Raw genomic sequence first — 20,514 nt, forward strand, 5'->3', positions numbered from 1 at the left:
GGCGCAGGAGCACGCGAGGCGCCTGCTGGGAGAGGCCGGCAGGGAATGAGACGCCGTTCGGCCCATTGCCGCATGGCGGTTACGGATACCTCGAGGGATTCTCTGCCCTTGATCTGCTCCAGCGACCGACCTTCTCCGAGACGAGTTTGCAGAATTCGATCTTGTCTGCCTCGTGGGCACAGTATACTTTCTCGTTCTGTTGCTGTAAGATGGTGGTAACCCATGGGTGTCAGTCTCCTTCGCTGTTTGTGCTCTCGCAAAACTCATTCTAGCGAATAACTGCCATCTATGGGCTTTTTATCTTCTCTCACCCCCTTCTGTTGCGTTTAGATTGTAAATCCAAGATTGTAAATCCAAGGAAATGTATTGTAGTGGAAAGAAGGCAAAATGATGGGTCAGAAAACGCTCAAAATTATGGGGTGGATAGCGACATGTACCGCTATGCTTATGTATATATCCTATTTCCCTCAAATAATTAATAACATGCATGGGGCCAAAAGCGGTTTCTTGCAGCCTATGGTTGCGGCAATAAACTGTACTTTATGGGTTAGCTACGGTTTTTTCCAAGAGAAAAAAGACTGGCCTATCGTGATAGCGAATGTACCAGGTGTAATATTTGGTGCTATCGCTGCCATTACTGCTTTATAGCAAGATTGAATCTTGCTTGGACGCGGTTTAGTATTGTACTAGATATGTGCCGCCGGGTCGTGGTGGCACTGACATGCACACGCGGCAGGGCCCTCCCCTTCGCGGGAGGGCCCTGTCGTTAAGGTCTGTTCCTTGGGCCTGTGTGGTCTTACGCCACGACGTCCAGCCGTTCGTTCAAGGTCTCGCGGATGCGCGAGACCAGCCTGACGATCTCGTCCGCCGGGATCTTCCGGACGATGTTCCCGTCCGACGTGTCGATCACCTGGACCTGCACCAGGCCCGCCTCGTCGATCACCTCGTACTTCAGGTGGCGGTCGCTAGGGCCCAGAGCCGAGACCAACTCCGTCGTCCTCTTCAGGAGGTCCTTCAGGTCCTCCTTGTCGAGCCCGGCCGGACGGTCCTGCACGGACGCGCCGGAATCCCGGTGCGGCAGAACTTCCCGCGGCTCGGCCGCCGGGACCTGACGCACGGACACCCCCTCACCGGGTGGGGCCTCGGGTACGGTCGTCCCGCCCGGAGTCAAACGAACCTCCATAGCCCTCACCTACCTTCGTCAATTTTTCGGTAAAAGCGGGCTTCCGGGGGCAGGGCCCCCGGAAGAAAACCCTTTACCCCGCCAAACTAACGAATCAGGCTCAGGACGTTCTGCGGAAGCTGGTTGGCCTGCGCCAGCATCGCGTTTCCGGCCTGGAGCATGATGTTCAGCTTGGTGAAGTTCATCATCTCCTTGGCCATGTCCGTGTCGCGGATGCGGCTCTCCGCCGCCGTCATGTTCTCGCCCGCCACCGTCAGGTTGTTGATGGTGTGCTCCAGGCGGTTCTGGTAGGCGCCCAACTTGGCCCGCTGCGTGGACACCCTGTCCAGCGCGTTGTCGATGACCGTGATGGAGCGCGCCGCCGATTCGCGGTCCGTCACCAGCACCTCGTTCAGGCCCAGGGCGTGGGCACGCATGTCGCCGATATTGATGCCCATGTCCTCGCCCTCGTTGGCGCCGATCTGGAACACCGTCGTGTTGTCCGCAAGGTGCAGAACCGTGCGGTAGTCATTCGAGGAATCATACACATACTGCTTCTTCGCGTAGTCCCACTTCGCGATGATTCCCGCCATGGCGTCGAACTCCACATCGATGTTCGAATGCAGAGTACCGATCAGCTTGTTGCCCGTGGTCTTGGCACCACTCACAACAACCTTTCCGGTATGAGCATCCGTGATGTCAACCGAATAGTCGCTCTCCTTGGAGTTCTGAATCACGTTCAGTGACAACGCCTTCACCAAGTCCTCGTCGCCCGCAAAGCTCAACTTGCCCGTAGCGCCCGGGATCACGGAACGAATCACAAACGTACCAGCCACGGACTCGGAGCCTTCCCCCCCGTCCTTATTCACAAACACCGCAAAGTTGCCCGCGTTATCGACATACGCGCTCTGCCCCAGCCCCGTGCCGATCGCCTCGTTGAGCTTCCGGGCCACGTCACCCAGCGTATCGTTGGCATAGAGCGTCACCTTCGCCTGCTTGCCGTCGCCCTGAGTGAGGGTAAGAGTCTGCGCGTCCTTCAGCATGAAGCGCCCCTGTGCATCCCAGAACTTGTCCAGGTCCCGCAGCTTCACGTCGCTCCTCGCTACCTGCCCGACAAAGCCCACCTCGAAGCTGGCGAGCGGCTTACCGGCTGCCGTGCCTTCCATCTTATTGTTGTTGGTGCTCAGGACGATATCGCCCTCATAGACCTTGCCGTTCTTGCTGTTCAGATAGAAGTTCTTGAAGTGCAGTTCTTTGTTCTTGACATCGTCGGCTTTCAGGCCATAAGTCACCTCGTCATCCGTGATCTTGCCCCACGACTGTTCCCATTTGCTGTTCGCCGTTCCCTTGACCTTTACGCTTATGTCCGCATCCACACCGCTGGCAATGTTGTAGACGAGTTTGTTACCCTTCTTGAACGTGTCGGTCATATTAGCTTTCAGCGTGAGCTTGACCTTATCGTCGCCCAACAGGTCACCCAAAACGGAGATGTCGGTCCCCTCGGTCAAAGTCACCTCTTGGGTCTTTGTGGACGTAACGCCTTTGGCATCTATGGCGTTGGCCGTCACCTTCATCGTGATGCTCTTAGCCGCAGTATTGACGTCGGTCACCTCAAGCAAGACATTGGCGTTTTTTGATGGTGCATTCACCGTAACTCCCAGTTGCTGATCCAGCTTAAGCGTATTGCTAGCATGCGCAGTCCACTCAGAGGATCCCGTTCCAAAGATACTTTGAGCATCCGTGTTGGTGGCTTGGATTTTCTGCTCCTCAAGGACACCAACGGTATCCGGTTTGGTGAGCGTGAACTTACCACCTGTCTGCGTCACCGTTACGTCAGCCCAAAGGCCACCTAGGCCAGTGAGCTTACCCTGTATCGCTGTTGCAAGATCAGCCTGCGTATCAGTAGTACCTGCGTCTAAAGTAATGGTAGCCTCCGAAGACCCCATACGGAATGTAAGTGTCTTACCCGCATAGTACTTCGAATCCCCTATTGTGCCTGCGTTGCCTCCATTAACAATAGTAGCCGTTCCCACCAAAACCTGTTTCCCCACCGGTTTTGGGTCAAAGCCATACTGCCCGGTCAGCACTGCCTTATTGCCCGCAGGAACAGCTGTAAAGGCATCAATATTATAAGTGCCTGCCGGAAGGTTGTCCGTCTTCACGGAGTCCACTCCGTTCGCCTTGTTGGTGCTGACGTTCATCAAAACGTCCTTATGCTTGATCTTGAAGATGTCGCTCTTCTTGACCTCGGACTGTCCCGCCTCGGCCTTAATCTTAATGTTGTAGTTACCCTCAATGGCGTTCTTCTGGCCGAACTGGTCGATCTGCCGCAGGCCGCCGTTGATAATGGCCTTGGTCTTGAGGTTGTCGCTGCTCCACAGCACCGCCGCGTCGCCGTTCAGCAGCTTCTTCTTGTTGAACTGCGTGGTGTTGCCGATGCGCGTGATCTCCTCGCGCAGCTGGTCGATCTCCAGCTGGATGTAGCCCCGGTCCTGCTGCGTCAGCGTGTCGTTCGCCGCCTGCACCGACAGCTCGCGCATGCGCTGCAGGATGCTGTGCGTCTCGTTCAGCGCGCCCTCGGCGGTCTGGATCATGCTGATGCCGTCCTGGCTGTTCGCCACCGCGCGGTCCAGGCCGCGGATCTGCGCCCGCATCTTCTCGCTGATCGCGAGGCCGGCAGCGTCGTCCGCCGCGCTGTTGATGCGAAGGCCCGTGGAGAGCTTCTGGATGGACTTCTGGAGTGCGTTGTTGGTCCTGGAGACCGCGTTGTAGGAAATCAGTGCAGGAATGTTGTGATTGACGACCATACCCATAGTAAAAAAACCTCCTTGTCTGTCCAGCCCTTTCATCTCGGAGCGCCGTCTTCGTTGGCCTCGTCGTCGGCTTCGTCGGCGTACCTCTTTGTACGCCCTCCTTGCCGACTCCTCGCCGCCTCGACATCATCTCCGAATCTGAAACGGATGGAGTTTGAGCCCTCAGGCTCCTCCCGGGCGTCCGTGCCCGGTACCAAATAATAAGGAAACGTCCCCTGCGGGACCCCGGCCCGACCGTTCACGACGGGCCCGAAACGCCGATGCCGTCCTGTGCCGGCACACCACCTCCCTCCATGGGATTTTTCTAAAATCCTTCGCTCTGCCTGTCCGGCATCGCCGTACAAAAGCTCAGGCTCCGCCTTACGCGAAGTTTAACACAAAGCGCGGCTTTAAGGAAGCGCCGAATCAATCAACCGTCCCTGGCCGTCAGCCCCTCGATCTCGTCGAGGGACAGGTCGGTGTACTCCGCTATCTGTTCGGGAGCCAGGCCGTGTGCAAGCATCCGCCGCGCGGTCTCGAGCCTGCCCTCGAGCCTGCCTTTGGCTACTCCCTCGGCCATACCCTCGGCCATGCCCCTGGCCGTCGCCTCGTCAAGGTGCGTTTCCTCGATCGCCTTCCGGTCCATCTCCGCCATCTGCGCTCGAAGCTGATAGTATCGATACTCCGGCGTTCCCCAATAGCTCTGCTCCGCCGCATTCACCTTCCGGAAAACCTTGTCCTTCGTCAGCACTTCCTGCACCAGTCTCACCCCCAGGGCATCGTTGGTCCCAGGTCCGCGCCGGGGGCTCCGGCCGTCACTCCCCGGCCGGAAGGTCCCGGGGCCGCTCGAACGGGTCCTCGTCGATCTCCTGACCGAACGAGGCCGGCGTGTCGGGAAAGGCCAGGATGGAGAGGGACAGCCCCACCCTCCCCTCCCCCCCGGAGCTTCGGTCGTCCGTGTAGTTCAGTTCCCACTTCATGCAGTCGGTGACCCACTGCAGCGCATAGTAAACCTTGTCGACCTCGGACTGCTCGAGATCGTAGCTTCCCCGCACCAGGCCGAAGACCTCCCGGCCCATCGGAAAACGCAGCTGTTGATGGAGGCGCTCCCTCTCCCGGTAGCGGTCCCACAGCATGGCCCCCTCACCCCAGACGTAACGGTGTTCGTAGGCCGTCGCCAGCTCCAGGACCCCGATCCGATAGCGAAGCCCCGTGAGGCTCCAGAGCATCTGCTGGTCCGCGTTCCCCTTGTCGTAGAACCAGGCCTCGCCCCGGGACTTGGAGAAGAGGTCCACGTCCGTCCCCAGGCTCTTCTCGTAATAGCTGCGGAACCCCGCGCCCCAGCGGGAGATCACGTCGCTCCGCAGGGCCGCGGTCTCCTCGCGGTACGAACCCCAGGAGGCCGAGAGCGAAACCCAGGACTCGGGCGATATCCGGAACCACGGCGAGCGCACCTCCACCTCCGGACGCCTTTCGAGCCGCCCCTTGTAATCGTCCCGCAGGTCCTTCTGTTCCTGGATATACTCGTTTCTGGACCAGCTCAGCACCGCATGCCAGCCGCCCCTCTCGAAGGAGAGGGAGGCGAAAGGACGCCAGACCGTCTCGTCCCACAGCTCGTCCCAGGAATAGGAGACGCCCCCCCTGAGGGAGAACCCCCCGCCCAGGACCTGCTCCACCTCCGCCATCCACTCCGTCCCCACCTTGCTCCAGATGGCCACGCCGACGGAGAGGGACCCCGAGTCCCAGGCGAGCGACCCCGTGAGGCCGCCCCCCGTCCCGCGCGTCTCGCTGCTCTGGAAGTAGGGCATGATCGAGTACTTCATGGCCCTGCGGTCGATCCGAACCACATAATCCATGGGCGAGGTGAAGACGTAGGTGTTTCCCAGGTAGAGGCGGGGGCGCTTCGCGACGACGCTCCGCCCGGGCACGAAGGTGATGGTCTTCGACTCGATCCGGTAGTGCGGATGGTCCAGCGCGCAGGTCGTCAGGACGACGTTGCGCCACTCCGCGAGGTATTCGTCCGGACGCCCGGGGCGTCCATGGACAAGCCCCCGCTCGACCGCCCTGTCCCAGGGAAGGACCTCGATCTCCTTCCCATGGACATAGAGGGTCCCCGCCCCGACGGGCAGGCTCGTCCCCGCCCCGGACAGGACGCCTTCCCTCGTCTCCAGGTCGTAGTCCAGCCGGTCCCCGGCCAGGGACTTGTCCCCGGCCTGAAGGACCACCTTCTCCCCCGGCAGGGGCATGGCCTGGACCTTCTGCGAGTGGGCGTCGTACTCGATGCGCTCGGCCCGTATCGTCGCCCCCTCGTAGTTCAGGACGGCCCTGCCCTCGGCGCTCGCCCGCCCCGTCTCGTCGTTGTAGGACACCCTGTCGGCGTTCAGGACGACCTTCCTGCCGGGCTCGTCGGCCCCCTCGGCCCCAGCCGGGAGAGGCCCCCCAAAAAGGGAGAACCCCAGGAGTACGGCCGCGGCCAAAAACAGGCGGCCCCATCCCGCGCCGGGGCGGCCCGCAGCGCCCGAAAACGGTGCGCCCGCTACCTCAAGGGTTTCGTCCATGTGACCGTGCCTCCTTTTTCCAAAACCACGACACCGCTCTCGTCCATGCTGGCCTCCGAGGTCCTGAGCACGAACTCGTCGTCATAAAGGGTCAATCCCAACGGGAAGGAGAACTCCCCGCCGGCCTCGCGCCAGTCGAGCCTCGGGCTCTCCAGGTTCAGCACCCTCGTCGGCGTCTCGAGCGTCCCCAGAAGCCCCTCGATCGAGGCCACCCTCTCGTCGTGCGAATAGACGCCCCGAGCGCCGAAAAAATACCATTCGCCCCCGGACCCCATTCGGCGGCGGATATCGACGGAACGGACCATCACCTGCTCCCCCCGCTTCTCGGCAAGGGGCAGGCGGACGCGCCAGCGGTCCCCGGAGACCTCCCGGTCGAACTCCAGGTTCTCCATGACGATGCCGGGCATGTGCAGCAGCCCCTCCCGAAGGAGGTCGACATCGAGGCTGAGGTCCCTCATCACGTAGCGGACCAGAAGGGCTATCCCCAGACAGGCGAGAAGAAGCGCCAGGAGCCCTCTGCGCCCCTTCATGCCGACATCCCCCCACGCGCCGGAAGAGCCCGGAAGAGGCGGCGAGCTCCGCCGGGGGGCGTCGCACGAGCCGCCCTGCGCCCCTCTACCATACGACCTTCCACGAGGAGCCCTCCCGGGTCACTCCGAGGGTACGGACGACGAGGGAACGGAACATCAGGAAGCGCCGGTCCGTAATCACCTTGGCACGCTCCTCCCCGACCCAGTCGATACGATAGCCGTCCTTCAGCCCGGCGCGGAAGTCCGCGGCCTTCGCGGTCTCCCTGGCGAAGTTCTCCGACGAGAGCATCTTCCGCGACTCCGCGGAGAGCATCGCATACATCTCGTCGGGTCGGTTCTCCGCCCACAGGGTCAAAAACCGGCGCAGCACCTGCTCCCGGCTCACATACGCGCTCTGCGCGTTTTTCCCGGGATTTTCGGGCGTCTCGGACGCCGCGCCCTCCGTTTTGTCCGTTTTGTCCGCCGCCCTCCTGTCCGGCAAGGCGCCGCGGTCGCGCACGGACTCCACGAAGACCGCCATATCGCCCGAGTCCTCCGCCAGAAGCGGCGGGATGGGGCGCGGCACGGACGGCGGCGGAGCCATCGGGACGGCGGGATGCTCGGCCGGCTTCGGAGGCTTGACGGGCCTCACCGAGACCTTCCTGGACGCGGGCTTCTTCGGCAGTTCCACGACCACGGTTTTCGTCTCCTCGGAGGCGGGGACGGCTCCAGCATCCCAGTCCTCAGGGGACGCCGCCGGCGTAAAGGAAAAGAGGCGCTCGTCGTAGCCGCCCATCCCCTTTACGGCCACGGCGAAATTCGTGTCCCTCTGCTTGGGGAAGAAGACCAGCCCCTGAACCAAGCCCCTCAGGGGCTGGTCCAGGTTCGTATCGTAGCGGACGGGCCGCACGCGCTCGCCCGCGGCTGTGACCAGAAGGATGTTGTCGGAGACGGGCGCGAGGCTGACCGGCCTCGCGCCGAAGGCGTAGACCGAGACGAGGAAGGGCTCCGTCCTGTCTATCCGAAGCTCCGAGACGAAGGTGTCGCGGTACGCGCGCCGTTCGGCCTCGGACATCCCGACCCGCAGCGCCTCCGCCTCCACCCAGGGCTCGATGAGCTCCTCGGGATAGTAGACGATCCAGACGAAGCAGTCCCGCCCCCAATGGGACACCGTCCACTGCTCCAGGACACGGATCGTCTCGCCGAATGGGTTCGTCGCCTGCTCGGCCGGCGCGCCCCCGAAGGCCGGAGGGCAGACGGACAGAGCGGCCAGAAGGCAGGCCAGGACATATCCCCTGCCGCGTCCCCCCCAAAAAAGCTCGCCGCACCTGCCGTTCGGTTCCGCCACTTCGCTCCCCCCCATCCGTCTCAAAACGGGGCGGGAAACCCGCCCCCGTTCGCGTCCCTAATCGACCTGCTGCTCCGGAGGCAGCTCGAAGGCGCCCCCCCCGGAGGGCTTCGGGGCCTTTGCGGGCTGCGAAGGCTTACCGGGCCGATCCCTTTTGATGATGATATCCTTGTCGGCCGGTGCGGCGGGAGCGGGGTCAGGCGCGGGCTCCGCCTCGGACGCCTCGTCCACGGTCTGGCGTATGGCCGTCCCCGGGTCGACGCGCAGGCTCTCCGGAATGGGATAGGCGGAGACCGTCACGTCGTCCGAGGTCTGCACGAAGGTGACGGATCCCTCCGGGATGCGGATGGAGTTTCCGCGCACGAAGAGCCCCCCGATAAGGCCGACGGGCCCCAGGAGCGCCGCACCGGCGAGGCTGGCCGCGCCGGCTCCGATAATGGCCCCCTCGCCCTTTTCCCCGCGTTTGCTGGCATCCTCCGCCGCCTTCTTGGAGGCCTCCCCCGTAACCACACCAAGCCTCTGCGGGCCCAGGGGAACCAGGGCGTTGAAATCCAGGCGGACCTCTCCGGGCACGCCGAAGGCCTTGGGCTTCTTGACCTCACGCACCGTGGTGTCGAGCAGGGACCCGCGCGGGGCGATCAGGCAGCCGTCCACGACGAGGTCGTCGGTCAGCGCCAGGCGGACCTTGTCCCCCTTCTGGCTCTTCGCGGGGCTCAGCTCCTCCATGAAGCGGAGCTTCAGCACCGTCGCCCCCGGCAGCGTGACCTGGCGGAACGTCACGGGGTCGGAGACCAGCATGGCCAGAATACGCTCGACGCGCATCGCCACGGGCTTGCCGTACTGAAGGTCCCCGTCCATATCGCTCTCGAGGGTCTCGAGGCGCCTCAGGGCGGGCCTGGACGCATGGATGTTCTTGCTCAGGATCCACTCCGCGACCCCTACCTTGAAGAGCATGGAGGGCTGTTCCTCGGTCCCCGTCTCCAGAAAGTTCAGGATCGCCGCATGGCGCTCGGCGATGCTGCCCGGCAGGCTGCGGCCGAAGAGCTCCCGCTCTATCCCGTTCAGCCGCTCGACCAGGCCGCCTTTGCTCGGCTCGCCGTAGATGATCGTCTCGATCCGCTCCATCATCAGGACGGAGTCGCTCTTACCGTCCTCGGGACCCGCCGCCGCACAGGAGGAGAACAGCAGACACAGCATCGCCGCTCCCACCAACAGTCCGCACAAATTTTTCCTGATCAAAACGCTACCTCCTCCAGATCTAAAAAAGGAGGGCGGGCTACCGCCCCTCCCCGCCGTGCCGGCGCCGGATCGCCGCCCCGATGAAATCCGCGAAGAGCGGATGCGGACGCGTCGGCCTGGACTTCAGCTCTCCGTGAAACTGTCCCCCGAGGTACCAGGGGTGCCCCGGCAGCTCGACGATCTCCACGAGGTTCCGCCCGCGGCAGACCCCGGAGACCCGGAGCCCTCCCGCCTCCAGCCGCTCCCGATACGCGTTGTTGAACTCATAGCGGTGACGATGGCGTTCGCTGATCTCCAGGACGCCGTAACACCGTGCCGCTAGGGTCCCGGGCACGAGGTCGCAGGGGTAGGCCCCAAGGCGCATCGTTCCCCCCATTTTATCAATATGGGCCTGTTCCTGCATCAAATGAATGACGGGGTGAAGGGACGCGGGGTCCATCTCCTCGCTGTGCGCCCCCGCCAGGGCGCAGACGTTGCGGGCATACTCGACCACCATCATCTGCATGCCCAGGCAGATCCCGAACAGGGGGATCCTCTCCTCCCGGGCGTACCGGATCGCGTCGATCATCCCCTCGATCCCGCGGGAACCGAAGCCGCCGGGGATCAGGACGCCGTCGACGTCCCCCAGGCTCTTTCCCACATCGGCGGACTCGAGCTCCGCCGACTCCACCGCGCGGACCCGCACCTTGACGCCGTGGTGCACGCCCGCGTGGTACAGGGCCTCCACGACGCTGAGATAGGCGTCCTTGTGCTGGACGTACTTGCCCACCAAGGCGATCTCCACCGCATCCGGGGCGTTCATGAAGCGGTCCACGACCCGATGCCAGTCCGAGAGGTCGGGCTCCCCTCCGCACGGAAGGCCGAGGGCCCGGAGGATCTGCGTGTCCAGCCCCTGACGATGCAGGCTGAACGGGACGTTGTAGATCGTGGGCTCGTCCCGCACCTCGATCACGGCCTCGGACGGGACCGTGCAGAACAGGGCGATCTTGTTCTTCATCTCCTGGTCCATGGGACGGCTCGTGCGGCAGACCAGGATGTTCGGGAGGATGCCGATGCGCCGAAGCTCCTGGACGCTGTGCTGCGTCGGCTTCGTCTTGAGCTCCTGGGCCGCCTCCAGCCATGGGACGAGCGTCACGTGGCAGTAGACCACGTTCTCGCGGCCCACGCGGTTCGCCATCTGCCGGATCGCCTCCAGGAACGGCTGCCCCTCGATGTCCCCCACGGTCCCGCCGATCTCGACGATCAAAACGTCCTGCTGCTCCCCCGCTCGGACCAGCCGCTCCTGGATGTCGTTGGTGATGTGGGGGATCACCTGGACCGTCCCGCCCAGATAGGCGCCCCTGCGCTCCCTGTCGATCACGTGCGAATATATTTTTCCGGTCGTGATGCTGTTTTGCTCGCCAAGGGTCTCGTCGATAAAACGCTCGTAATGCCCAAGGTCCAGGTCCGTCTCCGCCCCGTCGTCGGTGACGAAGACCTCGCCGTGCTGAAAGGGGTTCATCGTCCCCGCATCCACGTTCAGATAGGGATCCATCTTGATGATGGACACCCTGAGCCCCCGCTTCTTCAGAAGGGTTCCCACCGATCCCGCCGTGATGCCCTTGCCCAGGGAGGAGACCACCCCGCCCGTGATGAAAACGTACTTCGCCATTGCCTGTCGCCCTCCCGGCCATCCGAACTCGGACAGCTCAAAATCCCCCTGCCCCAAAATACAAAACGGGACCAGAAAAAAAAAACTTCTGGTCCCCTGCCGACTCCTCTCGGACGATATAAACCGGCCTCCGCTTTGAACGTCGCCGCTTATTTCAGATACTGCAGCGGGTTGACCGGGCTGTTGCCCCTCCGGACCTCGAAGTGGAGATGCGGCCCCGTGGACCTTCCGGTCGTCCCGACCCTGGCGATATTCTGCCCCTGGGATATCTTCGTGCCCTGAGGCACCATAACCGAGCTGCAGTGAGCGTAAAGCGTAGACTGCCCGCCCGCGTGCTCCACCACGACGACCTTGCCGTAGCCGCCCATCCATCCCGAATAGGCCACGCGCCCATCGCGCGCCGACCGGATCACCATGCCCCGGGACGCCTTGATGTCGATGCCCGTATGGAAGTCCCGACGCCGCGTAACCGGATGGCGTCTCCAGCCGAAGGGGCTGTTGATACGCCCCATCACGGGCCAGCGGTAGGAACGCCCACCCTTCTGAGGACGCCCCTTATCCCTGATGGGGACGAGCTTGACCTTCTTGTTCTCCACACGGACCTCCGCGACGGCCTCCGGACGGGCCCCCGGCAAAAAGACCTCGTTGCCCGGCTTCAAGGAGACGACGTCTATCGTCGGATTGACCTTGCGCACCCGGTCGAGGTCCACCTGATAACGCTTGCAGACGAGCTCGATCCTGTCGCCCTTGCGCATCGTATAGAAGATGCCGTCCTGGTTGGGAATACGAAGCACCGCCCCGGGACGGAGCGTGGCGGAGCTCTTGAAGGTGTTGCTGCCCACCAGGGTATCCAGCTCGATGTTCTGGGCGTTGGCGATGGACCAGAGGCTGTCCCCCTGCACCACGACATAGGCCAAGACACTCAAGGGCTTGACCTCCTCGCGAAGCGAGGCGATGCGGAACTGGCGCGTGCGGACCTCCTCCAGGGTCGCCTCGACGTCGTCCGGCGTGTTGGGGATCAGGAGAAGCTGATTGGCGGACAGACGATTGGCGTCCTTCAGCCCGTTGGAACGAAGGATGTCCTGAGCCGTCACCCCGGCGTAGCCGAGGGCAATGTCCGACAGGGTCTCGCCGGACTTGACGATATGCTCCTTCCAGCCGACGCCCACCTCCGTCAGGCGGATATCCCCCTCCGGCGCCTCCAGCTCCATAATATCCTCGATATCCTCCGACACCCCATCCTCGGGGAGGCGGGTGCCGTCGTCCTGGGTATTCAGTATGATCGATTCAAAATCGGAGAGGTCCTTGGGAAGAGGGCCGAAGTCCTCGGCGATATCGACGACGGGAAGCAGCAAAGACTGCCCGCCCTCCTTCGACTCGGGCATCGGGACCTGAGGGACCTGAGGCATCTGCGGCTCAGGCAGGGAAGCCAGCCTGACGGGCAGGTCCCCGGAGAGGGGGGAGGGAAGCGCTTCGGGAAGGGCGGGAACGAGCGCCCTGCCCTCCTCGTAGGCGTCGCTCATATCGACGGAGACGAAACCCTCGTTCTCCACCGAGAGGTCGTTCCGATTCTCCACCAGACTTCCCCACGCCACGCCCGAGAACCGGCCCCACGCGGAAAACATCAGGAAAGCGGCCAATCCCATGGTGCAGCATACGACGGCGCAAAACCCCCAGGAAAAACCCTCCGAAGAAGCCGGCCCCTTCGGCCTCTTGACCTCACGGGTTTTTTTCTTATCGTCGAATGTTTTCACAAACATTCCTCCTGACCTAAAAACAGACGCCACCACCCTGGCTGGCAGCACCGGTTCCCAGTACCGGCTTCTTTGATGGCTGTACGGCTCCACCCGGACCTCGATCCCATGCGTCCGGTTTCTGTCCCCCGACTCCCGTTTTCAGGAAAATACGGAAGAATACGTCTCGGGCAGCATTATAGCACACCCGTCCTGCAGCCGAGCGCGGGGGACGGCCGCAGGACATCTCAGCGAGGAGAAGATTCTTTCCTATAGATGCCTTTGTTCGGCCTCGGCAGAGACGGGCATTTTCGCTTCTATCAGCGCTTCCCTATGAGAGCTTTATGGACATCAGGAACTCGCGGTTGCTGCGGGTCTGGCGCAGCTTGTCCAGGATCAGGTTCAGCGCCCCTGCCTCGTCGACCCCCACGATGCGCTTGCGGAGGACCCACAGCCGGGCCAGTTCGTCCTCCGGAATCAGCAGTTCCTCCCGCCTCGTCCCCGAGCGGGTGATGTCTATGGCGGGGAAGATGCGCTGCTCCGCCAGCTTGCGCGACAGATGCAGCTCCATGTTGCCCGTTCCCTTGAATTCCTCGTAGATGACGTCGTCCATGCGGCTCCCCGTATCCGTCAGGGCCGTGCCGATGATCGTCAGGCTGCCCCCCTCCTCGAAGTTGCGGGCCGCACCGAAAAACCGCTTGGGGAAGTAGAGTCCCGAGGGGTCGAGACCGCCCGAGAGCGTCCGCCCCGACGGGGGGACCGTGAGGTTGGAGGCCCGGGCCAGGCGCGTGATCGAGTCGAGGAGGATGACCACGTCCCTCTTGGCCTCCACGAGCCTCTTTGCCTTCTCCAGTGCGAGGTTCGCGACCCGGATATGCTCGTCCGCGGGGCGGTCGAAGGTCGAGGCGATCACCTCCCCGTCCACGGACCGGGAGATGTCGGTCACCTCCTCGGGCCGCTCGTCGATGAGAAGGGCCATCAGGATGATGTCCGGATAGTTCGTGGCGATCGCCCTGGCGATCCGCTTGATCAGCGTCGTCTTGCCCGCCTTGGGGGGCGAGACGATCAGGGCCCGCTGTCCCAGCCCGATGGGCGCGAACATGTCCACCAGCCGCGTGGCCCAGTCGCCGGGGCTGTTCTCCAGGTTGATGCGGACGTTGGGGAAGATCGGGGTGAGCTGTCCGAACACGGCGCGCCGCCGAGAGTGCTCGGGGTCCGAGAAGTTGACCGTCTCCACCCTCAGCAGGGCCTCGTAGTGTTCCTGTTCCCGCGGGGGCCGGATCAGGCCCCAGATCACGTCCCCGTTGCGCAGGCCGAAGCGCCGGATCTGCGAGACCGACAGGTAGACGTCGTTGTCGGTCGGCAGCATCCCCTTGGGACGCAGAAACCCGAACCCCTCCGGCAGGATCTCGAGGGTCCCGCCCCCAAAGCGGTAATTCATGCTCTCCGCCTGCGCCCTCAGGATGGAGATGACGAGGTCGTCCTTCCGCAGGGTCGTGGCCCCGGGAACGTTGAGCTCCCGCCCGATCTTGCGGAGGTCCACGAGGTTCTTGGAGGCCAGGTAGCCGTAGGTGTGCTTGGGCTTGGGGTGGGTGAACGGTTCCACAGGTCTGAGGGTGGATACTGCGGGGTCGGCGTGCACTGCAGCCGCATCCGCGGCCTCCACCGGTTCCGTGGGCTCGGACGGGAGCTCGCGGACCGGGGGCTGAACGTCAACGGGAAGCGCAGCGGCCTGCTGCGCATCCTTCTCCGCGGCCTGGACAACCTGAGTCGCCGAATCCGACGGCTCCACCTCCGGCGGCGGGACGACCTTCCTTGGACGCCCGCGCGGACGGCTCACCCTGGGAGCCGTTTCAACCGCAGCCGCAGCCGCGGCCGGGTTCTCCGCCGCGCCGAGGGACGCGGCGTCCCCGGCCGGCTCCTGCTGCGCCTCGAGCACTTTCTTCGGGGGGCGCCCCCGCCTTTTGGGAGCTTCCCCTCCCGCCTTCGGCAGGCTTACCATGAGATGCAAAAATCCTTTTCGTCATATTCGTCATACATCATATCTCGATCACCTCAAAGACAATGGAATTCAAAACGGTGCCCCGACGGGCGGGACGAAAGGACGCCGACTCCGGGCTCGCCACAAAGAAAAACCCATGCCGGGGAGGAAAAAACGAGAAAAAGCTCCACGACGCGCCCCCTTCAGGCGCCGCGTCCGGCGGCGAAGCCGACTCCGCCGTCGGGCCTCAATAAATCTCGAACCGGAACTCCGGGATCGTCTCGGAACGGTACAGGATATCGACCGCGTATTTTCCCCTCGGCAGGGGGACGCCGCTCTCCTGGAGCAGACAGTACATCCTCGATCCGGAGGGCGCCGGCAGCGGATACGTCTCCGACTGGACGACCTTGTCCCCCCAGCGCCAGACGACCTGGATCTCGCCGTCCTCCTCGACGCGGGAATAATCGAAATACAGGCACACCTGCCTCGAGCCGTAGGGGAATCGGGAGACCGTCCCGGTCAGGAACCTTCGGTCGTGAATATCGACGTTGATCGTCACGTTGGAGATCATGAAGTTCTCGCCGGACCGGACGGAACTCTGCCGCACCACCCAGAATGAAAGGAGGGTCAACACGAACGTAAAAACGATCAGAAGGAACAAAAAAGGCTTTCGTCTCGTCATGACGGCTCCGCCGGAGGCCGGGGGCCCCCACGCTCCTCACACCCCGCGTACCAGCTCCTGAGCCGGGAGGAAACCCGATTCAGATCGGGCAGTGCGAAGCCGTCCACCGAACATCCGCCAAGCCCCGAAACCCCGTCGACGGCCCCCCTGTCCCGGAGAGCCGCGAGCATCCGCTCCTCCTCCCCTTCGTTCAGGCCCGCCCAGCGGCCGAACGGGACGGACAGGAGCGCCGCCAGGGCGTACCCTCCCCAGTTCGACACGTCCACCGGAAGGCATACCGTCGAGGGGACGCGGGAGAGGAAGGGCGCATAATGGGGAAGGAGCCGCGACAGGGGCTCATAGAGGGTCCCCATGCCCGCCTCGTTTCCGCCGTCGCCGATCCCCAGCACGGGGACCCCCCATCCCGCCGCCGCGAGGGCCAGGTCGTCCAGCGGGACGACCACGGAGCCGATGTCCTCGCCCTTCATGTTGTAGTAGCGCCCGTCCGCGGCCCGCCCCGGACGCTCCAGGAACACCAGGAGGTCGAACCCCTCGAGGGCCTCGGGGTCGGGACCGTCCAGGCAAAGGACCGAAGGGCCGCCGACGCTCCCGGAACAGGCGTCCAGCACGGAGAGGTTGGAGCGGTCCGTCGCCAGGCAGACTCTCTTTCCCAGAAGGTCCAAAGCCCTTCCGAGGATGACCGCACCCGGGGGGCCGTCCGTCTCGGGGGCCGAGGCCGAGCGGATGAAGAACCCCGTGACGATCAGCGCGCTCCGCGCCGCCATGCAGAGGGAGAACGCCCGCTCCCACAGGGAGGCGTCCGAAAGCAGGGAAACCCTGCGCCCCCCCAGGTCCGAGGCCACGATACCCCGCAGCGAATCCAGGGCGGCGCCGGGAAGGGGCGTCATCGGGGCCGGGGCGAAGGCCGACGAATCCGACAAATTGAGAAATCGAGCATCCGGGCTGTCAGACATCGGGACCCCGCATGGGGCTCAATTCAGCTTGTCGACCAACCCCAAAAGCTCCGGGCTGAGGGATTTATGCTCGTTCCAGGAGCGCTCCAGGTCGCTCAGGACCATGCGATGATTCACGTTCCCCACCATATAGCCCGATTTCCCGATCAACAGGGATTCGGCCGCGTAGGCGCCCATCCGGGAGGCCAGCAGAACGTCGAAGGAAGTGGGGCTGCCGCCCCTCTGGATATAGCCCAGGACGGTGACGCGCGCGTCGTAGCCCCCGGTGTCCTGGAGCTTGTCCTTCATCTCGTTGGCGGACATGACGCCCTCCGCCAGGATGATGAGCGTGTGGCTCTTCCCCTTAGCCTGGGAGAGGCGCAGCCGCTGGCAGAGGTTGCCGATGCTCAGGGGGAGCTCCGGGACGACGACGTACTCCGCCCCCGAGGCGACGGCGATCTCGAGGGCCAAAAAGCCGGCGTTGCGCCCCATCACCTCGACGATGAACAGGCGGTCGTGGCTGGACGCGGTGTCCCGAAGGCGCATGACGGCCTCGAGGGCGGTGTTGACGGCGGTGTCGAAGCCGATCGTCTCATCCGTCCCCGCGACGTCGTTGTCGATGGTACCGGGAATTCCGATGACCGGCATCCCCATGTCGTGCAGTTCCTTGGCCCCATGGAAGGACCCGTCGCCGCCGATCACGACCAGGCCCTCGATCCCCGCCGCCCTCATCCGGGCCAGGGCCTCCCCGCGTCCCTCGGGGGTCGTGAAGCGCTCGCTGCGCGCGGTCTTGAGGATCGTCCCCCCGCGATGGATGATCCCCCCCACGGAGGAACGGGTAAGGGGAATGAAATCCCCGTCGATCAGCCCTTCATAGCCCCGGAGCACCCCCACGCACTCCTTGTCGTTGAAGAAGCACGTGCGAGCCACCGCTCGGATGGCGGCGTTCATGCCCGGGGAGTCCCCCCCGCTGGTCAGAACTGCGATGCGATCCACGTCAATCTCTCCTCAATTATAAGCCTATAAGCCATAGGGCATGGGCAAAATGCCCTCCGCCCTCATCGTCTACCGGGTCTGAAGCTCGTCCATCCTGCTGCGGACCTCGTCGAGCTCACGATCGAGGGCGTCGATCTTCGTCTGGTGCTCCTGCCTTTCCTGGTTCAGTTTCTCCATACGCTTGATCAGCCGGTCCAGCTCCAGACGGTCCATGGCCTTACCGGTCCCCAGGGCCTCGGGATTGTCCTTCGAAAGGTCCCAGACCCAGCGGATATCCCCCCTCGCCGCGGTGGCCTGACTGATGGACCCGTTCAGGACAAGGCGGATGTCCTTGACTCCCTCCAGGATGTCCTTGCCCGTCTTGGGGTCGTAGCGGGGGAAGAAGACCATTCCGTCCCGCTGCCCGGAGATCTTGAAGTTGAATCGTTTGTCGTAATCGGAGGGATTGTAGCGCTGCTTGCCGACGAAGAGCGTCAGATGGCGGTCGAACGGCTGGGGGTGCATGGGGACGCCCGTGACGTTGAAATCGATATGAAAGGCTATGGAGTCGTGAAGGTTCAGGCTCTTCAGCAGGGTGTATTTGTAGTTCTCCATCTCGTCCTTCGTCCAGAGGTTCTTCTCCGCCTCCGAGCGCACCAGCGCCTCGACGTACTCCGCCGAGTAGTAGGTCACCTCGATGGCCACCGTCTGGAGTTCGGACTTCTCGTTAAAGGAGTCGGTCCTCTTCCATTTCCTCAGGATATCCTCGTCCGAGCCCCAGGCGGACGAAACCCACAAAGCGAGGCAGAAAAGCAGGGAAAGCCCCACGGATTTTCTTACAAAGAATTTTCCGGTCATCGCACGCGTTCCACTCCATTCCATTTTATCTTCATCATCGTTCTCGTCTCATCCATTCCGCCCCGAACCTCTTCCGCGGCCCTTCACGAAGGCACGTTCCGTAACGTTCCTCCCGTTCGATTATACAACAGGAATCAGGGAAGCAAACCCGCCCGCACCGCAAACCGCCTATCCCGCCCGCAGGCGGTAGACCATGGCCAGGATCTCCGCGACGCCGCGATAGAGCTCCTCGGAGATCTCCTCCCCGATCTCGACCCCCTCGAACAGGGCCCAGGCCAGAGGCTTGTTCTCGACGACGGGCACGCCGTGGGCACGCGCGAGCTCCCGAATCCTCTGCGCCACGATCCCGCGGCCCTTGGCCACGACCTGAGGGGCGCTCATCAGCTCGCGGTCGTACTCCAGGGCCACGGCCAGGGTCGTCGGGTTGGTGATGACCACGTCGGCCTTGGGCACCGAGGCCATCATGCGCTTCTTGGCGAGCTCCCGCTGCTTCTGCCGGATCTTGTTCTTGATCTGCGGGTCCCCCTCCATCTGGCGGAACTCCTCCTTGATCTCCTGACGGCTCATCCGGATCGACCGCTCGAACTCCCACTTCTGATACATGTAGTCGATCAGGGCCATGATCAGGAGCATCGCCGCCAGGCGCATCGCAAGGGACCAGAGCATGTTCCAGAAGGCGGCGCTTCCATGGCCGAGGGGGAACTGCATGGCCCTCAGGGTGTCGGGAAGGTAGTCCCGGATGGCGGTGTAGATCACGACGGCGAAGACCGCCGCCTTCAGCAGCCCCTTGAGCAGTTCCACCAGCGAGCGCAGCGAGACGATCTTCTTCATCCCGCTGATCGGGTTGAGGCGGTCCAGGTTGATCTTGAAGGGCTCGCCCGTGACGGTCCAGCCCACCTGCCAGACGATCACCGCCACGGCCAGGATGGCGACCAGCCCTCCCAGGGGGAGCCAGGTCAGAAAGTAGCTCTTGATCGCCTCCAGGGACAAGATGGGGAACCAGCCCTCCCGCAACAGAATCTTATCCCCCATGAAACGAATGGAGAGTTGGAGCAGCGCGAGGAAAAGCCCATAGATGAAGGGCCCCAGGAGGAGCAGGGAGGCCAGCCCCGTCAGGATCCCGACGGCGGCCGTCAGGTCCCGGCTCACGCAGACGCGCCCCTCCGAGCGCACCTTCTGGCGCTTCTTGGGCGTGGCCGGCTCGGTCCGCTCCTGGGCGAAGAACTGGAGATCGAAGGGGACGGGCCGCCCCCCTCCGTCGGCGCGCTGTCCCAAAAGGAGGGTCACGGCGCTCCCCTCCACGCCAGGACGCTCGTCAGGGCAAACTCGATCCACCGCTCGAACTGGGTATAGATCAGGTCCACCACCAGCGGCAGCGCCGCGGCCAGGACCAGGAACCCCAGCGCCACCTTGATCGGGAGCCCGAGGACGAAGATGTTCATCTGAGGGACCGTCCGGGCCAGGAAGCCCAGCCCGACGTCCGCCAGCACGAGGGCGCAGTAGAAGGGGATCACGATCCGCATCGCCAGCACAAAAAGCTCCTGAAGCCAGGTTCCCAGGGACATGTCCCCGACGGGGAACAGGGCCAGGCGCCCCAGGGGCACGAGGCGCAGGCTCTCGATCACCGACTGCACCATCAGAAGATGCCCGTTCCACCGGAAGTAGAACCACAGTCCCACCAGAAAATTCAGCTGGCCGATGATCGACGCCTGGCTCTGCGTCATGGGGTCGACGACCTGCGCCATGGAGAAGCCCATGGCCGTGCCGATCTGCTCCCCGGCGGTGTTCAGCGCCGGAAGGGGCAGGGACGCCAGGAACCCGATGGCAAACCCCACAAAAAACTCGCGCAGGGCAAGGACGGACAGTGCGAGGACGCTGTCGAAGAGGACCACGGGGACCTGCGCGGACGGCACCGCCCCCACGGACGCCGCGGTCAGGAGCACCGCGCCCAGGTAGCGGAAGGAGGCCGGGGACATCGTGGAGGCGAAGAGGGGCGAGGCGAACACCATGCCCACGAAGCGAAGGTGGATCAGCAGATAAACGACCAGAAGCTGCGTGGGCAGCTCGATTCCCTTCAACCCTCCCCCCTCCCCT

17 protein-coding genes are annotated in these 20,514 nt (G+C 63.6%); 1 reads left to right on the forward strand and 16 read right to left on the reverse strand.

Going from position 1 to position 20,514, the window contains the following annotated elements:
* The first annotated feature begins 390 nt into the window (after positions 1-390).
* Entirely contained in the window at positions 391-648 is a 258-nt protein-coding gene (locus tag ABLA28_RS01065) for a SemiSWEET family transporter (RefSeq protein WP_347712159.1), read from the forward strand.
* Between the two features lie 148 nt (positions 649-796).
* Here the strand turns inward: ABLA28_RS01065 and ABLA28_RS01070 are convergent, their stop codons facing one another.
* The 16 genes from ABLA28_RS01070 to ABLA28_RS01145 all read right to left on the reverse strand — a co-directional run bounded on the left by ABLA28_RS01070 (position 797) and on the right by ABLA28_RS01145 (position 20,498).
* Positions 797-1,183 (reverse strand): flagellar protein FlaG, encoded by a 387-nt coding sequence (locus ABLA28_RS01070; protein ID WP_347712160.1) that lies wholly within the window; start codon positions 1,181-1,183, stop codon positions 797-799.
* Between the two features lie 86 nt (positions 1,184-1,269).
* Positions 1,270-3,969 carry a flagellin gene (locus ABLA28_RS01075; RefSeq protein ID WP_347712183.1) on the reverse strand — a complete coding sequence of 900 codons (2,700 nt, stop codon included), beginning with the start codon at positions 3,967-3,969 and terminating at the stop codon, positions 1,270-1,272.
* Between the two features lie 415 nt (positions 3,970-4,384).
* The gene (locus ABLA28_RS01080; protein ID WP_347712161.1) at positions 4,385-4,714 is read right to left on the reverse strand and encodes a hypothetical protein; all 330 of its coding nucleotides are present in this window, start codon (positions 4,712-4,714) and stop codon (positions 4,385-4,387) included.
* Between the two features lie 55 nt (positions 4,715-4,769).
* Positions 4,770-6,512, reverse strand: a complete 1,743-nt coding sequence (locus ABLA28_RS01085) for a hypothetical protein (RefSeq protein WP_347712162.1) — start codon at positions 6,510-6,512, stop codon at positions 4,770-4,772.
* Positions 6,491-7,042 carry a hypothetical protein gene (locus ABLA28_RS01090; RefSeq protein ID WP_347712163.1) on the reverse strand — a complete coding sequence of 184 codons (552 nt, stop codon included), beginning with the start codon at positions 7,040-7,042 and terminating at the stop codon, positions 6,491-6,493. Before ABLA28_RS01090 ends, ABLA28_RS01085 begins: the two co-directional genes overlap by 22 nt.
* Positions 7,043-7,127: 85 nt before the next feature.
* Positions 7,128-8,369, reverse strand: coding sequence for a hypothetical protein (locus ABLA28_RS01095; RefSeq protein WP_347712164.1), 1,242 nt, complete (start codon positions 8,367-8,369; stop codon positions 7,128-7,130).
* Positions 8,370-8,426: 57 nt separating this feature from the next.
* On the reverse strand, positions 8,427-9,608 hold the full coding sequence (locus ABLA28_RS01100) for a hypothetical protein (RefSeq protein ID WP_347712165.1): 1,182 nt from the start codon (positions 9,606-9,608) through the stop codon (positions 8,427-8,429).
* Positions 9,609-9,645: 37 nt separating this feature from the next.
* Complete coding sequence (locus ABLA28_RS01105) at positions 9,646-11,259, reverse strand: CTP synthase (RefSeq protein WP_347712166.1); 1,614 nt, start codon at positions 11,257-11,259, stop codon at positions 9,646-9,648.
* A gap of 149 nt (positions 11,260-11,408) precedes the next feature.
* Positions 11,409-13,013 carry a peptidoglycan DD-metalloendopeptidase family protein gene (locus ABLA28_RS01110; RefSeq protein ID WP_347712167.1) on the reverse strand — a complete coding sequence of 535 codons (1,605 nt, stop codon included), beginning with the start codon at positions 13,011-13,013 and terminating at the stop codon, positions 11,409-11,411.
* Positions 13,014-13,323: 310 nt separating this feature from the next.
* On the reverse strand, positions 13,324-14,994 hold the full coding sequence (rho, locus tag ABLA28_RS01115) for a transcription termination factor Rho (protein WP_347712168.1): 1,671 nt from the start codon (positions 14,992-14,994) through the stop codon (positions 13,324-13,326).
* A gap of 226 nt (positions 14,995-15,220) precedes the next feature.
* Positions 15,221-15,655: a hypothetical protein gene (locus tag ABLA28_RS01120; RefSeq protein ID WP_347712169.1), complete on the reverse strand. Its 435-nt coding sequence runs from the start codon at positions 15,653-15,655 to the stop codon at positions 15,221-15,223.
* Positions 15,652-16,575, reverse strand: coding sequence for a glutamate cyclase domain-containing protein (locus ABLA28_RS01125; RefSeq protein WP_347712170.1), 924 nt, complete (start codon positions 16,573-16,575; stop codon positions 15,652-15,654). Before ABLA28_RS01125 ends, ABLA28_RS01120 begins: the two co-directional genes overlap by 4 nt.
* Positions 16,576-16,626: 51 nt before the next feature.
* Entirely contained in the window at positions 16,627-17,583 is a 957-nt protein-coding gene (pfkA, locus tag ABLA28_RS01130; RefSeq protein WP_299298526.1) for a 6-phosphofructokinase, read from the reverse strand.
* Between the two features lie 69 nt (positions 17,584-17,652).
* Positions 17,653-18,420, reverse strand: coding sequence for a hypothetical protein (locus ABLA28_RS01135; protein ID WP_347712171.1), 768 nt, complete (start codon positions 18,418-18,420; stop codon positions 17,653-17,655).
* Positions 18,421-18,588: 168 nt separating this feature from the next.
* Positions 18,589-19,707, reverse strand: coding sequence for a flagellar biosynthesis protein FlhB (flhB, locus tag ABLA28_RS01140; protein WP_347712172.1), 1,119 nt, complete (start codon positions 19,705-19,707; stop codon positions 18,589-18,591).
* Positions 19,704-20,498 (reverse strand): flagellar biosynthetic protein FliR, encoded by a 795-nt coding sequence (locus ABLA28_RS01145; RefSeq protein WP_299298517.1) that lies wholly within the window; start codon positions 20,496-20,498, stop codon positions 19,704-19,706. The genes flhB and ABLA28_RS01145 overlap by 4 nt, the downstream gene beginning before the upstream one ends.
* Positions 20,499-20,514: the final 16 nt, after the last annotated feature.

The organism is uncultured Fretibacterium sp. (assembly GCF_963544685.1).
Classification (GTDB): domain Bacteria; phylum Synergistota; class Synergistia; order Synergistales; family Aminobacteriaceae; genus CAJPSE01.

Bases quoted from the DNA above. Each gene is read 5' to 3' on its own strand.
- ABLA28_RS01065 (WP_347712159.1), top strand. From the start codon at position 391: ATGGGTCAGAAAACGCTCAAAATTATGGGGTGGATAGCGACATGTACC.
- ABLA28_RS01070 (WP_347712160.1), bottom strand. From the start codon at position 1,183: ATGGAGGTTCGTTTGACTCCGGGCGGGACGACCGTACCCGAGGCCCCA.
- ABLA28_RS01075 (WP_347712183.1), bottom strand. From the start codon at position 3,969: ATGGTCGTCAATCACAACATTCCTGCACTGATTTCCTACAACGCGGTC.
- ABLA28_RS01085 (WP_347712162.1), bottom strand. From the start codon at position 6,512: ATGGACGAAACCCTTGAGGTAGCGGGCGCACCGTTTTCGGGCGCTGCG.
- ABLA28_RS01090 (WP_347712163.1), bottom strand. From the start codon at position 7,042: ATGAAGGGGCGCAGAGGGCTCCTGGCGCTTCTTCTCGCCTGTCTGGGG.
- ABLA28_RS01105 (WP_347712166.1), bottom strand. From the start codon at position 11,259: ATGGCGAAGTACGTTTTCATCACGGGCGGGGTGGTCTCCTCCCTGGGC.
- rho (WP_347712168.1), bottom strand. From the start codon at position 14,994: ATGGTAAGCCTGCCGAAGGCGGGAGGGGAAGCTCCCAAAAGGCGGGGG.
- ABLA28_RS01120 (WP_347712169.1), bottom strand. From the start codon at position 15,655: ATGACGAGACGAAAGCCTTTTTTGTTCCTTCTGATCGTTTTTACGTTC.
- ABLA28_RS01135 (WP_347712171.1), bottom strand. From the start codon at position 18,420: ATGACCGGAAAATTCTTTGTAAGAAAATCCGTGGGGCTTTCCCTGCTT.